We start from the raw sequence: 15,306 nt of genomic DNA, 5'->3' as shown, positions 1-15,306 counted from the left end.
TTGTTTCATGAAGCCGGGATAACGCAATGAATCGCCGCCAGTTTCTTGCCTCGACGACTGCCGCAATTTTGGCCATCACCGCCCGGCCGCTGGTCGCGTCGGCACAGGATGGTCCGTTCCGGACAAGATATTTCAGCCTGGACCAGGGCACCGGCCCTCACGACGTCACGCCCGCCCCGGATGGCAGCGTGTGGTTCACCGGCCAGCGCAACGGAACGCTGGGGCGGCTGAACCCGCGCGACGGCTCGTTCAGGTTGGTCGACCTCGGGAAGCGCGCCTCCCCGCACGGCGTCACGATCGGCCCCGACGGCGCGCCCTGGGTGACCGAGGGCGGGCAGAATGCGATCGCCCGCGTCGACCCCGGCGATCACAAGGTGACGCTATTCCCGCTGCCCGACAAAGCCGCCTACGCCAATCTCAACACCGGAGTGTTCGACAAGCGCGGCACCTACTGGTTCACCGGCCTGTCCGGCTTCTACGGCCGGCTCGATCCGAAGTCCGGCGAACTGAAGGTATTCGAGGCGCCCCGCGGCGTCGGGCCCTACGGCATCACCGTCACGCCGGACGGCGACATCTGGTACGCCTCGCTCGCCGGCAGCCACATCGCCCGTATCGACCTTGCGACCGGCAATGCCAGCGTGGTCCAGCCGCCAACACCGCACCAGGGGGCCCGGCGGGTCTGGTCGGACTCCCGGGGGCGGATCTGGGTCAGCGAATGGAACAGCGGCAACGTGTCCGTGCACGATCCCGCCGACGGCTCCTGGAAAGCCTGGAAACTGCCGGGCAAGAGCCCGCGCAGCTATGCCGTCTATGTCGATGACAAGGACAAGGTCTGGCTCACCGACTTCTCGGCCAATGCCATCGTGCGGTTCGATCCGGTGAGCGAAAACTTCAACGCGTTCCCGAGCGATCGGCCGGGCGCGAATGTCCGGCAGCTTGACGGCCGGCCTGGCGAGATCTGGGGTTGCGAGTCCGGCCAGGATCGCCTGGTCCTGATCCAGACGGCCGCGCCCGCGTAGCACACCCTGTCCCCGCGCGCGGACGGTTGACGAACCGGCCGGCTTGCGTCCATTTCGGCCTCCCATAAGGATGAGGCCCATGGCGAAGAAAACCCTGCAACTCGGTCGTGCCGTCGCATGGCCGGACAGTCCGGACAAGGCGGTGCTCGACCGCGTCCCCAATCCGCAAGGAGGGACCGACTACCTGGTTCGCTTCGCCATCCCGGAATTCACCTCGGTTTGCCCGATCACCGGCCAACCGGATTTCGCCCATTTGGTGATCGACTACGTGCCCGGCCGGTGGCTGCTGGAATCCAAATCGCTGAAACTCTACGCCGCAAGCTTCCGCAATCACGGCGCGTTCCACGAGGATTGCACGGTCACGATCGGCAAGCGTATTGCCGGCGAGATCAAGCCGAAATGGCTGCGCATCGGCGGCTACTGGTATCCGCGCGGCGGCATCCCGATCGACGTGTTCTTCCAGACCGGACGATTGCCGAAAGGCGTCTGGGTTCCCGATCAGGGCGTCGCGACGTATCGCGGCAGGGGTTAGGTTGGGCGCTACCCCCACCCTCGCATCGAATTAGTCGGGCAGGACGCCGTCTTTCTTAGATGCGTCATTTGGAGAAACGAAGAAGCTGCGCATTGAACCAAAGCCCCTAACCTCAACCGCCTGGCGCTCTTCGAACTTAAAGAAATCTCTCACCCGCCAATACGTCGCTTCAGATATGTGCACGCGGTTCGGCTCGCTAAGCGATTCAAGCCGACTCGCCAGGTTTACAGTGCGTCCCCAATAGTCGTAGGTCATCTTGTGGCGCCCAATCACGCCACCAATCGTAGATCCAGTATGGATCCCAACTCGAATTTGCAACGGATAGCCGGTCTTTTCTGCGACGCGCCTCACGATATCAATCGTATGCAAGGCGAATTCGACCATCGCCTTCGCATGGTTCACCGAGCTGGCTGATTTCCCGGCAATGGCCATGTAGGCGTCACCGATTGTCTTGACCTTCTCGACTCCATATTTGTCAGCGGCTTCGTCGAATTCGGTAAAGATCATGTCCAGGATTTCGAGGACGTGCTTGGGGGCAAGATGCTCCGTCAGAGTGGTGAATCCAACCAGGTCCGAAAAGAGGAGTGTAACTTCACCAAACGCTTCAGCACTCCTATCGGCCTGATCAGCTACAAAATTCAGGGGGATGTAGGAGGACAAGAAATTAGAGAGCTTATTGCGCTCCTTCTCCTGCAGAATGTGCCGGGCAAACTCCTCACGCGCGAAGCGCTCGCGCCCATAACTTGTGAAGATGAGGATCAGAAAAATAAGAGTCAGGTTGAAAATGTAAGAAGAAACTTCGGCGAACTCGATTTTCGTGAATGCGGAAACACCGCCTCCGTAGACAAGAATGATTATCGCGCCAACAGCACAAGACCAACCGACACTTATCGGAAACAAGCCAATACAGAAGACAAGGATCAACGCGAAATTGAGCGCGCTCGAACCTGAGGACAGATAATAGGGACTTCCCTCGCCGTACTCGAGAAGCTGTTTGATCGCAAGCAAGCTTGCCGCGGCGACGAAAAAAAGCAGGCAAAGATTTGGCCAGCGCCGAAAGGCAGGCGTAAATGTTAGAGCGAAAAAGCCCAGCAAGATAGGGATGGCTACCATGAACCGGAAGCGCGTCAGTTCGACCGAGTTGGTATTCGTGGCCGAATCCCAGACGCCGAATGCGCCCCAGAGCAGTGCACTAAAAGCTATTGCATTTGCGGTGAATCGGGCGGTCCGCGCCTGACGATCGCGCTGATATTCAAGCTCAAACGCACCATCATCGAACCGCAAATCGAGCCAAACGGCTGCTTGAGCGAAACGACCAGCGATAAAACTCGCCATATTCCCTCGCAATATCAATAAAAGCCTACAAAATTGTTTCTCCGATATTCCGAATGCGCCCTGGCAGGCAATCGTCAACAATGTCCAACGCCTTGGAACTATGACGCAAGCGGCTCAGCACAACAAGCCTGGGATCAAGTTAGCTATCGGGCAAATGCCGTCGATATTGGCGGGCTCGCGATTTCCACTTCGCTCCAGAAACCGCCCGATCCAGAGGATTCGCTAAGACTCGACGTCCGGTCGCGCCGCGGCATCCGCCGGCCGGGTCTGCTTCAGAAATCTCGCGCAGATGAAGCCGAGCACCACCATCACGGCGGCGGCCGAGACCAGCGTCGCGGTCTTGCCGACGTGTTGCAGCCCGAAGCCATAGGCGATCGGGCCGACGGTCTGGCCCATGAAGAAGAAGAACGAGTGCAGCGACAGCGCGGTGGCGCGCGCCTCGACCGACAGCTCACTGGCGAACACCTGCAGGCAGCCGTGGATCATGTAGAAGCCGAGGCCCATCACCAGGAGGCCCGCCATCTGCAGCTTCCAGTGCGGTCCGAAGGCGACGCCGACCAATTGAATCGCGACCAGCGTTGCGCCGACGACCATCATGCCCCGCACCCCGATCCACGGCAGCAGGCGCGACACCGTCAGCGTGTAGAGCAATCCGCCGATCGCAAAGCCCGCGATCACGATGCCGGCGATCGACAGCGAGGTCTCACCGAGCTCGAACAGGAACGAGGCGATGAAGGGAAACAGCCCGAGCACGCAGCAGCCTTCGATGAAGACCGCCGAGTAGCAGATGCGGGCGTTCGGATTGGTGAAGATGGTGCGATAGCCGTGGCGAAGCGCCTTCAGGCTGGTGCGCGGCGGACGGTTCAGCGCGGCGCCGCGGAAGCCGGCCGCGACCGCCAGTGCGACGATGATCACGAGGCCGCCGAGCACCGCGAGCACGCCGCGCCAGCCGAGAAAGTCGCCGATCAGGCCGGAGGCCGTGGCGCCAAGCAGATTGCCGGTCATCGACCCCGCGAGCGTTCGCCCGATCGCGAGCTGCCGCTTGTCCGGACCGACCAGATCGCTGGTCAGCGACAGCGCCACCGGAAACACGCCGCCCGAGCCGATGCCGGCGAGGATGCGGGTCACGAACAGCATCGGGAATGAGGTCGAGAGCGCACCGAGGATGTTGGCGACGCCGAGCAGTCCGAGGCAGATCGTCATCAGCCGCGCCTTGCCGAACAGATCGGCGGCGGCGCCGATCGCCGGCTGCACCGCGGCAAAGGTGAAGGCGAACACCGCGGCGAAGCTCGCGGCGGTCGCGATGCTGACGCCGAAATCATCCGCGACATGCGGCAGCACCGGATCGAGCGCGCGCACCGACAGGCTCGCGGCGAAGGTCGCCAGCGTGATCACGTTGAGGGCCGGCGGCATGCCGCTGGTTGCGGTCATGTCGTTGTCCGCCGGTCAGGCTGCCGTCTTCGCCAGCGCGTCGAACTGCATCAGCCGCTTGACGAGGGACTCGAATTCACGGAGCGGCACCATGTTGGGGCCGTCGGACGGCGCGTGGTCCGGATCGGGGTGAGTCTCGATGAACACGCCGGCGACGCCGACCGCGACCGCGGCCCGCGCCAGCACCGGCACGAATTCGCGCTCGCCGCCCGACGAGGTGCCCTTGCCGCCCGGCTGCTGCACCGAATGGGTGGCGTCGAAGATCACTGGCGCGCCGGTGGTGCGCGACAGGATCGGCAGCGCGCGCATGTCCGAGACCAGCGTGTTGTAGCCGAACGACGCGCCACGCTCGGTGACCAGCACATTGGCGTTGCCGGCGCCGGTGATCTTGCTGACCACATTGGCCATGTCCCACGGCGCCAGGAACTGGCCCTTCTTGACATTGACGACCTTGCCGGTCGCGGCCGCGGCCAGCAAGAGATCGGTCTGCCGGCACAGGAAGGCCGGGATCTGCAGCACATCGACCGCCTGCGCCACTTCGGCGCACTGGGTCGCCTCATGCACGTCGGTGAGCACAGGCAGCCCGAGCGAAGACCGGATCTCGGCGAAGATCGGCAGCGCCTGCGCCAATCCGATGCCGCGTGCCGCCGTCGCGCTGGTGCGGTTCGCCTTGTCGAACGAGGTCTTGTACACCAGACCGATCTTGAGCCTGGCCGCGATCTCCTTCAGCGCGGACGCCACTTCAAGCGCATGCGCGCGGCTCTCGAGCTGGCAGGGGCCGGCGATGATCGAAATGGGCAAGGCATTGCCGAATTTGGCCGATCCGACGGCAACGATCGGCGCGGCGCCTTGCGCGGAAACCTGATTGGTCAAAATGCTGCATCCTTTTGCCGGCGACCATGCAGTCCCGGGCGGGACGGATCAAGCCATCCCGCACGATGAGGGGGTTGCGCTGACGCCGTGGGTGCGCCGTGCTAACACAATCCCGCCCAAACAGCGCCTATAAACTGGCGCGGAACAGATTCCCATGAGGAAGACATGCGCATCCCGCTGATGATCGGAGCCGTCGCCGCCCTGTCGGTGATGTCGGGCCTCGCTTATGGCCAGTCCAGCAGCCAGCCCGGGGTCGTCACCAGCGGAGCCACCGGCGTCACCGTCAATGGCAAGCCGGCGGCGCGCAGCGGCGATACCACCAGCAATGGCGGCCCGCTCGTCGAGGGCGTGCCCAATGTCCTGATCAACGGCAAGCCGGCGGTGGTCATGGGCGATCGCACGCATTGCGGCGGCAAGACGACCTCCGGCAGCCACGGCGTCTTCATCAACGGCAAGCCGATGGTGACCCAGGGCGATCAGACCTCGGGCTGCCCGCAATAACTGTCCGGTGATCGGGCGCGACGAGGCCTCGTCATCGCGCCCCTAAGCGGCACCCGCGTCACTTGACCGACGAAAACGCCGTCGGCACCAGAAGCTGGTTTTCGATGGTGAGAACGATCTGGCCGTCCTCCTCGGTCTTGGCGCGCGCGGCGATCCATTCCGGATCGGTCTGGAACGCGGTCCATTTCTTCTCGCGCTCGGCGAGCGACTCCCAGGCCAGCAGATAGGTCAGATCCTGGTTGGATTCCCCGACCAGCGTCGTGAAGAAGCCGGCCTGCCTGATGCCGTGCTTGTCCCAGAGCTTCAGCGTGATGGTCTCGAAGCGCTTGAGCAGCGCCGGCAGCCGTCCCGGCAGGCAGCGATAGACGCGGGTCTCGTAGATCATTGGCAGTCCTCCCAGATTCGTGTGCGGGCGGTTATAGCCAGCGCCTTCCGGACTGTCTTGAGGGGGTGACAACATGGCACCCCTGCTCGCGACAGGCGGCCATTTCCGCAATGTTGTTGCAATGTTACTTGCCGTAAAACCTGCCTTCAGGAGCTGGACCCACAAGGACATGCGGATACTGCTGGTTGAGGACGAGGCCGAAATGGCGGCGGCGCTGTCGCAGGCGCTGAAGGGCTACGACATGGTGGTCGACCACGTGCCGAACCTTGCCGAGGCCGAGGAAGCGATCTGTGCCGACGTGCATGGCGCGGTCCTGCTCGACCGCCAGCTTCCGGACGGCGACGGCCTCACGCTGATCCCGAAGCTGCGCGCCAAGGCCGACGGCGTCCCGATCATCGTGCTGACCGCGCGCGGCGATCTCACCGACCGCATCACCGGCCTCGACAGCGGCGCCGACGACTATCTGGCCAAGCCGTTCGCGGTCGAGGAGCTGATGGCGCGGCTGCGCGCCGTGCTGCGCCGTCCGGCCGGCCTGCAGCTCGAGATCATCAGGGCCGGCCGCGTGGCGTTCGATTGCAGCCATCGCGAGGCCAGTGTCGACGGCCGTCCGCTCGACCTGCCGCGGCGCGAGCTGCTGGTGCTGGAGACGCTGCTGCGCCGCATGGGCCGCACCGTGCTGCGCGCGACGCTGGAGGAAGCCGTCTACAATTTCGAGGACGAGATCCAGTCCAACGCGCTCGATGCGCACGTCTCGCGTCTCAGGCGCAAGCTTGCCGACGCCAACACCGGCGTCGAGATCCACAGCATCCGCGGCGTCGGCTATCTCTTGAAGCAAACGTCATGAGCGAACAGGCCGAGCACTATTGCCTGCGCTCGCAACTGAGCTGGCGGCTGGTGACGCTACAGGCGCTGCTGCTTGCCATGCTGATCGTTTGCCTGATCAGCGCATTGTGTGCCACCGGCTTCCTGATCGTTCCGCGCGATGAGGATCATGTCATTTCCATCGTGCAGGGCGCGGTCGCACGCGATGGCAAAGGCGACCTGATCTTGCGCCCGACGGCCGAACTGCAAAAGCTTCGTGACGACACGCCCGACCTCTGGTTCCTGGTGCGCGACCGGCAAGGCCGTTCGCTGACGGAAGGCGCGGTGCCGCCGGAATTTGCCAGGATTGGTGACGCACTCGACCAGATCAGCCAGGCGCGACTCGGCTGGCAGATGTTCGAGGATGATCCGCGCAAGCCGCCGGCGCGGCTGAAGCGCGTCAATTCCGACGCCGGCCCCGTGCAGGTGCTCACAGCGACGCAAGGGCCAATGTCGAGCGTCAAGACCGCGCTCGCCACGACGCTGGCATTCCTCGCCATTGCCCTGCCCGGCCTTTTCCTGATGGCATGCGCCACCTTCATCGCGACGCCGATGGTGGTGAAGCGCGCCTTCGCCGGTCTCGATACCACCGCCGACGAAGCGCGCCGGATCGATTTCCGCCAGCGCGGCAGCCGGCTGTCGGCGGACCATCTGCCGCTCGAGGTGGCGCCGCTGGTGACCGCCATCAACGATGCGCTGACGCGGCTCGACGACGGCTATTCCCGACACCAGCGCTTCGTCGCCGACGCGGCGCATGAATTGCGCACACCGATCGCGATCCTCAACACGCGGCTGGAGTCGCTGCCGCCAGGCCCGGAGAAAACCCGCCTGCTCGAGGACTCGGCGCGGCTTGCGACATTGGCCGAGCAACTGCTCGACATCCAGCGCTTCGATCAGTGCCGCAATCCGTTCGTCCGCGTCGATCTCGTCGCGGTCGCACGCAATGTCGCGGCCGACCTCGCGCCGCTCGCGATCGCGGCCGGCTACGAGCTGTCGCTCGATACCGCAATCGATCGGGTCGAAACCTTGGGCGACCGCGCCGCGCTGGAGCGCGCGCTCACCAATCTGGTGCAGAACGCCATCCAGCATGGCGGCCGCCGCGGCACCATCACCGTCCATGTCGGCAGCGCCGCCACGATCGACGTATCGGATGAAGGCGACGGCATTCCCCAGGATCAGCGCACCCGGATCTTCGACCCGTTCTATCGGCTCGCGCCGCTCGATCGCGGCGCCGGCCTCGGCCTCAACATGGTGCGCGAGATCGCAAGGCTGCACGGCGGTCACGTCTCCGTGCTCGAAGGCCCGAAGGGCGGCGCGTGCTTCCGCCTCACATTACCGCCGGCGCCGTTCGCGTCGTGATCCCAGAGCGTTTTCGAGCGAAGTGGGCACCGGTTCGCGTGAAGGAAACGCGTCGAAGCTAGAGTCGAGAGCCCTGTTCCGATCCAATTGGAACGGGGCTCTCGCGCAATGTTGTCGCAATGCAGCTCCTGCAAACAAGGCATCACGCTTCGCATCTGAGTCGAAGTGCCGCGACACTTTGCTGGGAATCCCAATGTCACATGATCTGCTGTCTTTCTTCACGGCGTGGATGGCGGCCCCGGGCCGCGTCGGCGCCATCGCGCCGTCGGGCGCCGCGCTCGCCGAACTGATCACGCGCGACATCAGCGCCAACACCGGTCCGGTGCTCGAGCTCGGTCCAGGCACCGGTGCCTTCACCTATCAGCTGCTGAAGCGCGGTGTGCAGCAGCAGGATCTCACGCTGATCGAATATGGTTCTGATTTCATGCGGCTGTTGCAGCTCCGTTTCCCCGGTGCGCGCGTGCTGTGGATGGACGCGGCGCGCCTCGCCTCGGAGCGGCTCTATGAGGGCGCGCCGGTCGGCGCCGTCGTCAGCGGACTGCCGCTGCTCAACATGTCGCCGCGCAAGGTCATCTCGATCGTCGGCGGCGCGTTCAGCTATCTGCGTCCCGGCGGCGCGTTCTATCAATTCACCTACGGCATGCGCTGCCCGGTGCGGCGGCCGATCCTCGACCGGCTCGGCCTGCGCGCCACACTGGTCGACCGCGCCATCCTCAACGTGCCGCCGGCCGCGGTCTACCGGCTGACGCGACGCCCGCAATACAAGCTGATGACGCGCGACGGCACGCCGGCGGCTGGTGTTTCACCGATCAAGAAAGAACGCCGGGCCAGCGAGGACTGCGCCGTGTAACGGCGCAGCTGACAGCCGCTTGGTTAGACCAGCCGGCTCTGCTTCGCTGCCGCCTCGATGAACGACGCGAAGAGGGGATGCGGTTCAAAGGGCCGCGACTTCAGCTCGGGATGGAACTGGACGCCGATGAACCAGGGATGGTCCTCGTACTCCACGATCTCCGGCAGCACGCCGTCGGGTGACATGCCGGAGAAGCGCAGGCCGTGCTGCTCGAGGCGGTCCTTGTAGGCGGTGTTGACCTCGTAGCGATGGCGGTGCCGCTCGGAGATCTCGGTCGCGCCGCCATAGACCTGCGAGACGCGGCTGCCGCGGTTGAGCGCCGCGGGATAGGCCCCGAGCCGCATCGTGCCGCCGAGATCGCCGCTCTGCGAGCGCTTCTCGAGCTCGTTGCCGCGCAGCCATTCGGTCATCAGGCCGACCAGCGGCTCCTTGGTCGGGCCGAACTCGGTCGAGTTGGCGTCCTCGATGCCGACCAGATTGCGCGCCGCCTCGATCACCGCCATCTGCATGCCGAAGCAGATGCCGAAATACGGCACGTCACGCTCGCGCGCGAACTGCGCCGCGCGGATCTTGCCCTCGGCGCCGCGCTGGCCGAAACCGCCGGGCACCAGGATGCCGTTGACGTGCTCGAGGAACGGCGCCGGGTCCTCGTTCTCGAACACCTCGCTCTCGATCCAGTCGAGATTGACCTTCACCTTGTTGGCGATGCCGCCGTGCGAGAGCGCCTCGATCAGCGATTTGTAGGCGTCCTTCATGCCGGTGTACTTGCCGACGATGGCGATCGTCACCGCGCCTTCCGGATTGCGGACGCGCTCGTTGATGACGTTCCAGCTCTGCAGCGCCGGCGGAATCTTCGCGGTGATGCCGAACGCGGCCAGCACCTCGTCGTCGAGGCCGGCGGCGTGATAGGCCTCCGGCACGGCGTAGATGTTGTCGACGTCGCGCGCCTCGATCACCGCGCTCTCGCGCACGTTGCAGAACAGGCCGAGCTTGCGCCGCTCCTCCTTGGGGATCTCGCGGTCGGTGCGGCACAGCAGGATGTCCGGCTGGATGCCGATCGAGCGCAGCTCCTTCACCGAGTGCTGCGTCGGCTTTGTCTTGAGTTCGCCGGCACTTGGAATGTACGGCAGAAGCGTCAGGTGAATGTAGACCGCGTGATCGCGCGGCAGCTCGTTCTTGAGCTGGCGGATCGCCTCGAAGAACGGCAGGCCCTCGATGTCGCCGACGGTGCCGCCGATCTCGACCAGCACGAAATCGAACTCGTCGTTACCCGACAGCACGAATTCCTTGATCGCGTTGGTGACGTGCGGGACCACCTGGATGGTGGCGCCGAGATAATCGCCGCGGCGCTCCTTGGTGATGATGTCCTGGTAGATTCGCCCGGTCGTGATGTTGTCGGCCTTGGTGGCCGGACGACCGGTGAAACGCTCGTAATGGCCGAGATCGAGATCGGTCTCGGCGCCGTCGTCGGTCACGAACACTTCGCCGTGCTGATACGGCGACATCGTTCCGGGATCGAGGTTGAGATAGGGATCGAGCTTGCGAAGGCGGACTTTGTAGCCCCTGGCCTGCAGCAAAGCGCCGAGCGCCGCTGAAGCCAGACCCTTGCCGAGCGAGGAGACCACGCCGCCGGTGATGAATATGTACCGCGCCATGGGACTTTACCTTTAATCCGACTCCGGCGATTCGCAAAACGAATCGGCTGTTCCCGGCAAACAATTCGCCGGGCTGTGGGTTGCATCAAACTGGAAGCGATTTCAAAGCATTGATGGGGGTTTCTGATGCAGGATGCCAGCGGGGCATCCTGCATGGCCACCCTGCTTTATTGCGACCGTGGCGCCTGCGGGCCGCTCGGGGCCTGCTGCCCCTGCTGCTCGTCGGCCTTCTTCAGCGAATCGAGGATGCCACCCGAGGTCGGCGCGTTCATCGGCGTGCCGCCGGCCGGCTGCGTCTGCGCCGGTGCGCCGGTGCCGACGATCGAGCTCGGCTTGCGGTCGTAGCCCGCGTACCAGGACAGGAACAGGCTGGTGATGAAGAAGCCCACCGCGAGGATCGCCGTGGTCCGCGTCAGCAAATTGGCGGTGCCGCGGCTCGACATGAAGCCGGCGCCGCCACCCATGCCAAGGCCACCGCCTTCGGATTTCTGCAACAGCACGGCGCCGATCATGACGGCGACAATCATGAGGTGAACAATGATAACGACAGTCTGCATCGCAAGCCTTCCGTCACAAGCCGCCAAGCGGCCAGACAAACGGCGCTATCGGCTTTACGGTTTTCGTGAAGTCGCGCCCTGTTACACGATTGCACCGGGCATTGTCACCCCCGAGATAGTCGCACTGTCGGTGATCACAAGCAGCGCCGATCGCGGCCCGGCCAGGCCTTGCCGGGAATTGGTAATTTCTACTATAGTAGACAAATGGATACTTTGGTAGACGACCTGAGCCAACGCCTGGCGCAGCGGATCAGGCTCGAGCGCGATGGCCGGGGGTGGTCGTTGGCCGATCTCGCCGAACGCGCCGGCGTCTCGAAGGCCACGATCAGCAAGATCGAGCGCGCCGAGGTCAGCCCCACCGCGGTCGTGCTGGTGCGCCTCGCCTCGGCGTTCGATCTTACCCTGGCCGGCCTGATGTTGCGCGCCGAAGGCCAGGGCGAACGGCTGTCGCGCGCCGCCGCGCAACCGGTCTGGCGCGATCCGGAAACCGGCTATCTGCGCCGCCAAGTGTTCAGCCGTCCCGACCATCCGGTCGAGCTGGTGAGGGTCGAGCTGCCGCCGAAGCAGACCGTGACCCTGCCCGCCTCCTCCTACGCGCATATCCGCCAACTGGTCTGGGTGCTCAGCGGCAGCCTCGTCATCACCGAAGGCGGCGCACGCCACGTGCTCGCCGCCGGCGATTGCCTCGGATTCGGACCGCCGGCGGAGACGACCTTCGCCAACGAGACCAACGCCTCCTGCACCTATGTGGTCACCCTGGCCCGGAGCTGATGCATGTCGCACTTTGCCATCAAGCCGCTCGAGGATGCGCCTGGAATTCGCAGCGCGCTTGGCGAGCTGTTGGTCGAGACCGTCGCCGGCGGCGGCTCGGTGAGCTTCATGCATCCGCTGTCGCCGGATGACGCCGATGCATTCTGGCAGGACTCGCTCGGCGCCGCCGCGCGCGGCGAGCGCATTGTGCTCGGCGCATTCACCGGCAGTGATCTGATCGGCACCGTGACGCTGCTGCTCAAACTGCCGCCGAACCAGCCGCATCGGGCGGAAATTGCAAAAATGATGACGCGCGTCGCCCACCGCCATCGCGGCGTCGCGACGGAATTGATGCGTGCGGCCGAGCAGCTTGCGATCGCGCACGGCCGCACACTGCTGGTGCTCGACACCGCCGAAGAGGATGGCGCTGCGCCACTCTATGAAAGACTGGGATTTCAGCTCACCGGCATCATCCCGGACTACGCGCTGAAGCCGCATGGCGGCCTCACCGGGACGATGATCTACTGGAAGCGGATCGGCGCGGCGGAGGTCTAGCCCGAACCGTCATCGCGAAGAGCGAAGCGACGAAGCAATCCATAGTTCTGCAGATGCGGAGCCATGGATTGCTTCGCTTCGCGCGCAGTGACGTGGATAGAACGCCGACCGCCTAACACCCCGCGGCGATCGCGAGGAAGTCCGACGCCTTCAGGCTGGCGCCCCCGACCAGTGCGCCGTTGACATTGGCCACGGCCATCAGCTCGGCCGCGTTCGACGGCTTGACCGAGCCGCCGTAGAGGATCCTGATCCTGTTGCCCTCGTCCTTGAAGCGATCGGTCAGCTGACCTCGGATAAACCTGTGAACTTCCTCGACATCCTTGGCCGTCGGGGTCAGGCCGGTGCCGATCGCCCAGACCGGCTCATAGGCCACCACCAGGTTGGCCGCGGTCGAGCCGTCGGGCAGCGAGCCCGCAAGCTGGGTGCCGCAGACATCGAGCGTCTTGCCGGCGTCGCGCTGCTCGCGTGTCTCGCCGATGCAGACGATCGCGGTCAGCCCGGCGCGCCACACGGCCTCCGCCTTCTGCCGAATCAAGGCGTCGGTCTCGCCGTGGTCGGCGCGCCGCTCGGAATGGCCGACGATGATCGCGACCGCGCCGAGATCCCTGAACATCTCCGCCGAGAGATCGCCGGTGTGGGCACCCGATGCCTTGGGATGGCAATCCTGGGCGCCGACCGCGACCTTCGAGCCGCGCGCCTTGTCGGCAAAGGCCCCGACCAGCGTCGCCGGCGGACAGACCAGGAGATCGGCCTTTCCGGCGACATCGCCGGCGCCCGCCAGCATCGCGTCGAACTCGACAAAAGAGGATTTCAGGCCGTTCATTTTCCAGTTGCCGGCGATCAGCGGCCGGATGGCGTCGGTCATGTCGGATTTCCCATCGTTCAAGCGTGTCCCTGCGCTACCAGAGCCGGGCGGCGACTTCCAGAGCGCGGCTTCGCGCACACCGTGCGACGCTTCCACCCGCGCGGCCAAGGTTGCGGGGGCGCTTCGGCCACTTTATGATGGGTTTTCAATCCGGTGACGCCCTGCTGCGGGACAAAAGCCTCGACTTTCAGCTCCCCATTGGGCACGACCCGGTTCCCCTCCTGTAAAACAAGTTGGACCCATGCTTCGAGGAATGCGGAAAGCCTCATCAAACTGGCTCGGCAAGACGATTATGGCCGTGGTGATGGGCGTTTTGATCGTCAGTTTCGGAATTTGGGGCATTGCCGACATTTTCAAGGGGTTTGGCCAGTCGACCTTCGCCAAGGTGGGCGGGACCGAGATTTCGGCCGAGCAGTTCCGCCAAATCTATACCGACCGCCTGCAGCAGCTAGGCCGCCAGTTCGGCCGTCCGCTGACGCCGGACCAGGCGCGCGCCTTCGGCATCGACCGCCAGGTGCTGCAGCAGACGCTTGCGGAAGCCGCGATGGACGAGGAAGCGCGCCGCATGGGCCTCAATGTATCCGACGCCGAGGTGCTGCGCGCGATCTACAACGATCCGAACTTCAAGGGCCTCAACAACCAGTTCGACCCACAGCGTTTCCAGGCCGTGATCCGCAACTATGGCTATACCGAAGGCCGCTACATCGCCGAGCAGCGCCGCGTTGGCCTCAGGCGGCAGATCGCCGGCACCATCTCGTCCGGGATCGAGCCGCCGAAATCGCTGGTCGAGGCGCTGACCCGGTTCCAGAACGAGCAGCGTTCGATCGACTACATCACGCTCGGCGCCGCGCAGGCCGGCACCATCGATCCGCCCTCGCCCGAGGCGCTCGCCGCCTATTTCGAGGACCACAAGGCCCAGTTCCGCGCGCCCGAATACCGCAAGATCTCCTTCGTCGCCATCACGCTTGAGGAGATCGGCAAGTGGGAAACGGTGTCGGACGAGGACGCCAGGAAGATCTTCGAGGAGCGCAAGGACCGGCTCAGCACGCCGGAGAAGCGCGAGGTCTCGCAGATCGTGTTTCCGGACGCCGGCGAGGCGCAGGCCGCGCGCGGGCGGATCGCGTCGGGCACGTCGTTCGACGACATCGCCAAGGAGCGCAACCTCAATCTGGCCGACGTCAATCTCGGCCTGGTCGCGAAGTCGGCGATCCTCGATCCGGCTGTCGCCGATGCCGCCTTCTCCCTGCCCGCCGGCGAAGTCAGCCAGCCGGTGCAGGGCCGCTTCGGCGTCGCGCTGGTCAAGGTCGGCAAGGTCGAGCCCGGCGCGACCCCGAGCTATGAGAGCCTCGCCCAGCAGGTGAAGAACGAGATCGCCTCCGAGCGCGCCCGCACCAAGGTCGCCGACCTGCGCGACAAGATGGAAGACGAGCGCGGCGGCGGCGCCAGCGTCGTCGAAGCCGCACAGAAGCTGAAGCTGACGCCCGTCACCATCGACGCGGTCGATCGCTCCGGGCGGCTGCCGAACGGCCAGGTCGCGACCAACATCCCGCGCGGTCTCGATGTGGTATCGCAGGCCTTCAGCAGCGACGTCGGCGTCGACAACGACCCGATCCAGTTCAACGGCGGCTATGTCTGGTACGACGTGCTCGGCATCACGCCGTCGCGTGAGCGCAGCCTCGACGAGGTTCGCGATCAGGTCGAGGCCAAGTGGCGCGAAGACCAGATCTCCACCAAGCTGCGCGCCAAGGCGACCGAGATCGTCCAGAAGCTCGACAGCG

The 15,306-nt window shown here is 64.8% G+C and carries 15 protein-coding genes and 1 pseudogene; 9 read left to right on the top strand and 7 right to left on the bottom strand.

The features are described 5' to 3' along the window. The first annotated feature begins 26 nt into the window (after nucleotides 1–26). Together AKL29_RS13520 and queF are read left to right on the top strand one after the other, a co-directional pair. Entirely contained in the window at nucleotides 27–1,019 is a 993-nt protein-coding gene (locus tag AKL29_RS13520; protein WP_050384527.1) for a Vgb family protein, read from the top strand. 70 nt (nucleotides 1,020–1,089) lie between these two features. Then, a complete protein-coding gene (gene queF / locus AKL29_RS13515) occupies nucleotides 1,090–1,551 on the top strand; it encodes a preQ(1) synthase (protein WP_152977577.1) in 462 nt (153 codons plus the stop codon). A gap of 30 nt (nucleotides 1,552–1,581) precedes the next feature. Here queF and AKL29_RS13510 read toward each other — a convergent pair whose 3' ends face one another. The 3 genes from AKL29_RS13510 to kdsA form a co-directional block, all read right to left on the bottom strand. After that, nucleotides 1,582–2,886 (bottom strand): adenylate/guanylate cyclase domain-containing protein, encoded by a 1,305-nt coding sequence (locus tag AKL29_RS13510; protein ID WP_050384525.1) that lies wholly within the window; start codon nucleotides 2,884–2,886, stop codon nucleotides 1,582–1,584. A gap of 222 nt (nucleotides 2,887–3,108) precedes the next feature. Next, entirely contained in the window at nucleotides 3,109–4,317 is a 1,209-nt protein-coding gene (locus AKL29_RS13505) for an MFS transporter (protein ID WP_028334056.1), read from the bottom strand. Nucleotides 4,318–4,332: 15 nt separating this feature from the next. Further along, nucleotides 4,333–5,190 carry a 3-deoxy-8-phosphooctulonate synthase gene (kdsA, locus tag AKL29_RS13500; protein ID WP_050384524.1) on the bottom strand — a complete coding sequence of 286 codons (858 nt, stop codon included), beginning with the start codon at nucleotides 5,188–5,190 and terminating at the stop codon, nucleotides 4,333–4,335. Between the two features lie 165 nt (nucleotides 5,191–5,355). Here kdsA and AKL29_RS13495 point away from each other — a divergent pair, with 165 nt between their 5' ends. Next, the gene (locus AKL29_RS13495) at nucleotides 5,356–5,691 is read left to right on the top strand and encodes a PAAR domain-containing protein (protein ID WP_050384523.1); all 336 of its coding nucleotides are present in this window, start codon (nucleotides 5,356–5,358) and stop codon (nucleotides 5,689–5,691) included. 58 nt (nucleotides 5,692–5,749) lie between these two features. Here AKL29_RS13495 and AKL29_RS13490 read toward each other — a convergent pair whose 3' ends face one another. Next, the gene (locus tag AKL29_RS13490) at nucleotides 5,750–6,076 is read right to left on the bottom strand and encodes an NIPSNAP family protein (RefSeq protein ID WP_028334053.1); all 327 of its coding nucleotides are present in this window, start codon (nucleotides 6,074–6,076) and stop codon (nucleotides 5,750–5,752) included. Between the two features lie 169 nt (nucleotides 6,077–6,245). Here AKL29_RS13490 and AKL29_RS13485 point away from each other — a divergent pair, with 169 nt between their 5' ends. The 3 genes from AKL29_RS13485 (at nucleotide 6,246) to AKL29_RS13475 (ending at nucleotide 9,146) form a co-directional block, all read left to right on the top strand. Then, nucleotides 6,246–6,920 carry a response regulator transcription factor gene (locus AKL29_RS13485; RefSeq protein ID WP_050384522.1) on the top strand — a complete coding sequence of 225 codons (675 nt, stop codon included), beginning with the start codon at nucleotides 6,246–6,248 and terminating at the stop codon, nucleotides 6,918–6,920. Beyond that, on the top strand, nucleotides 6,917–8,296 hold the full coding sequence (locus AKL29_RS13480; RefSeq protein ID WP_050384521.1) for a sensor histidine kinase: 1,380 nt from the start codon (nucleotides 6,917–6,919) through the stop codon (nucleotides 8,294–8,296). The genes AKL29_RS13485 and AKL29_RS13480 overlap by 4 nt, the downstream gene beginning before the upstream one ends. Nucleotides 8,297–8,489: 193 nt before the next feature. After that, entirely contained in the window at nucleotides 8,490–9,146 is a 657-nt protein-coding gene (locus AKL29_RS13475; RefSeq protein ID WP_050384520.1) for a class I SAM-dependent methyltransferase, read from the top strand. A 23-nt stretch (nucleotides 9,147–9,169) separates the two neighbouring features. Here AKL29_RS13475 and pyrG read toward each other — a convergent pair whose 3' ends face one another. Then, the gene (pyrG, locus tag AKL29_RS13470; RefSeq protein WP_028334049.1) at nucleotides 9,170–10,801 is read right to left on the bottom strand and encodes a CTP synthase; all 1,632 of its coding nucleotides are present in this window, start codon (nucleotides 10,799–10,801) and stop codon (nucleotides 9,170–9,172) included. Between the two features lie 167 nt (nucleotides 10,802–10,968). Further along, nucleotides 10,969–11,358 carry a preprotein translocase subunit SecG gene (secG, locus tag AKL29_RS13465; protein WP_028334048.1) on the bottom strand — a complete coding sequence of 130 codons (390 nt, stop codon included), beginning with the start codon at nucleotides 11,356–11,358 and terminating at the stop codon, nucleotides 10,969–10,971. Between the two features lie 204 nt (nucleotides 11,359–11,562). Between secG and AKL29_RS13460 the strand changes: the two genes are divergently transcribed. Continuing rightward, on the top strand, nucleotides 11,563–12,129 hold the full coding sequence (locus AKL29_RS13460; protein WP_028334047.1) for a helix-turn-helix domain-containing protein: 567 nt from the start codon (nucleotides 11,563–11,565) through the stop codon (nucleotides 12,127–12,129). A gap of 3 nt (nucleotides 12,130–12,132) precedes the next feature. Beyond that, entirely contained in the window at nucleotides 12,133–12,663 is a 531-nt protein-coding gene (locus tag AKL29_RS13455; RefSeq protein ID WP_028334046.1) for a GNAT family N-acetyltransferase, read from the top strand. A gap of 112 nt (nucleotides 12,664–12,775) precedes the next feature. Here the strand turns inward: AKL29_RS13455 and tpiA are convergent, their stop codons facing one another. Beyond that, complete coding sequence (tpiA, locus tag AKL29_RS13450; protein WP_028334045.1) at nucleotides 12,776–13,528, bottom strand: triose-phosphate isomerase; 753 nt, start codon at nucleotides 13,526–13,528, stop codon at nucleotides 12,776–12,778. A gap of 241 nt (nucleotides 13,529–13,769) precedes the next feature. On the opposite strand from tpiA, the pseudogene AKL29_RS13445 reads away from it, so the two are divergent. Next, a pseudogene (locus tag AKL29_RS13445) lies at nucleotides 13,770–15,306 on the top strand (peptidylprolyl isomerase); the annotation flags it as partial.

It is taken from the genome of Bradyrhizobium pachyrhizi, assembly GCF_001189245.1.
Lineage (GTDB): Bacteria > Pseudomonadota > Alphaproteobacteria > Rhizobiales > Xanthobacteraceae > Bradyrhizobium > Bradyrhizobium pachyrhizi.
This window is presented reverse-complemented; position numbering and strand designations above follow the sequence as displayed.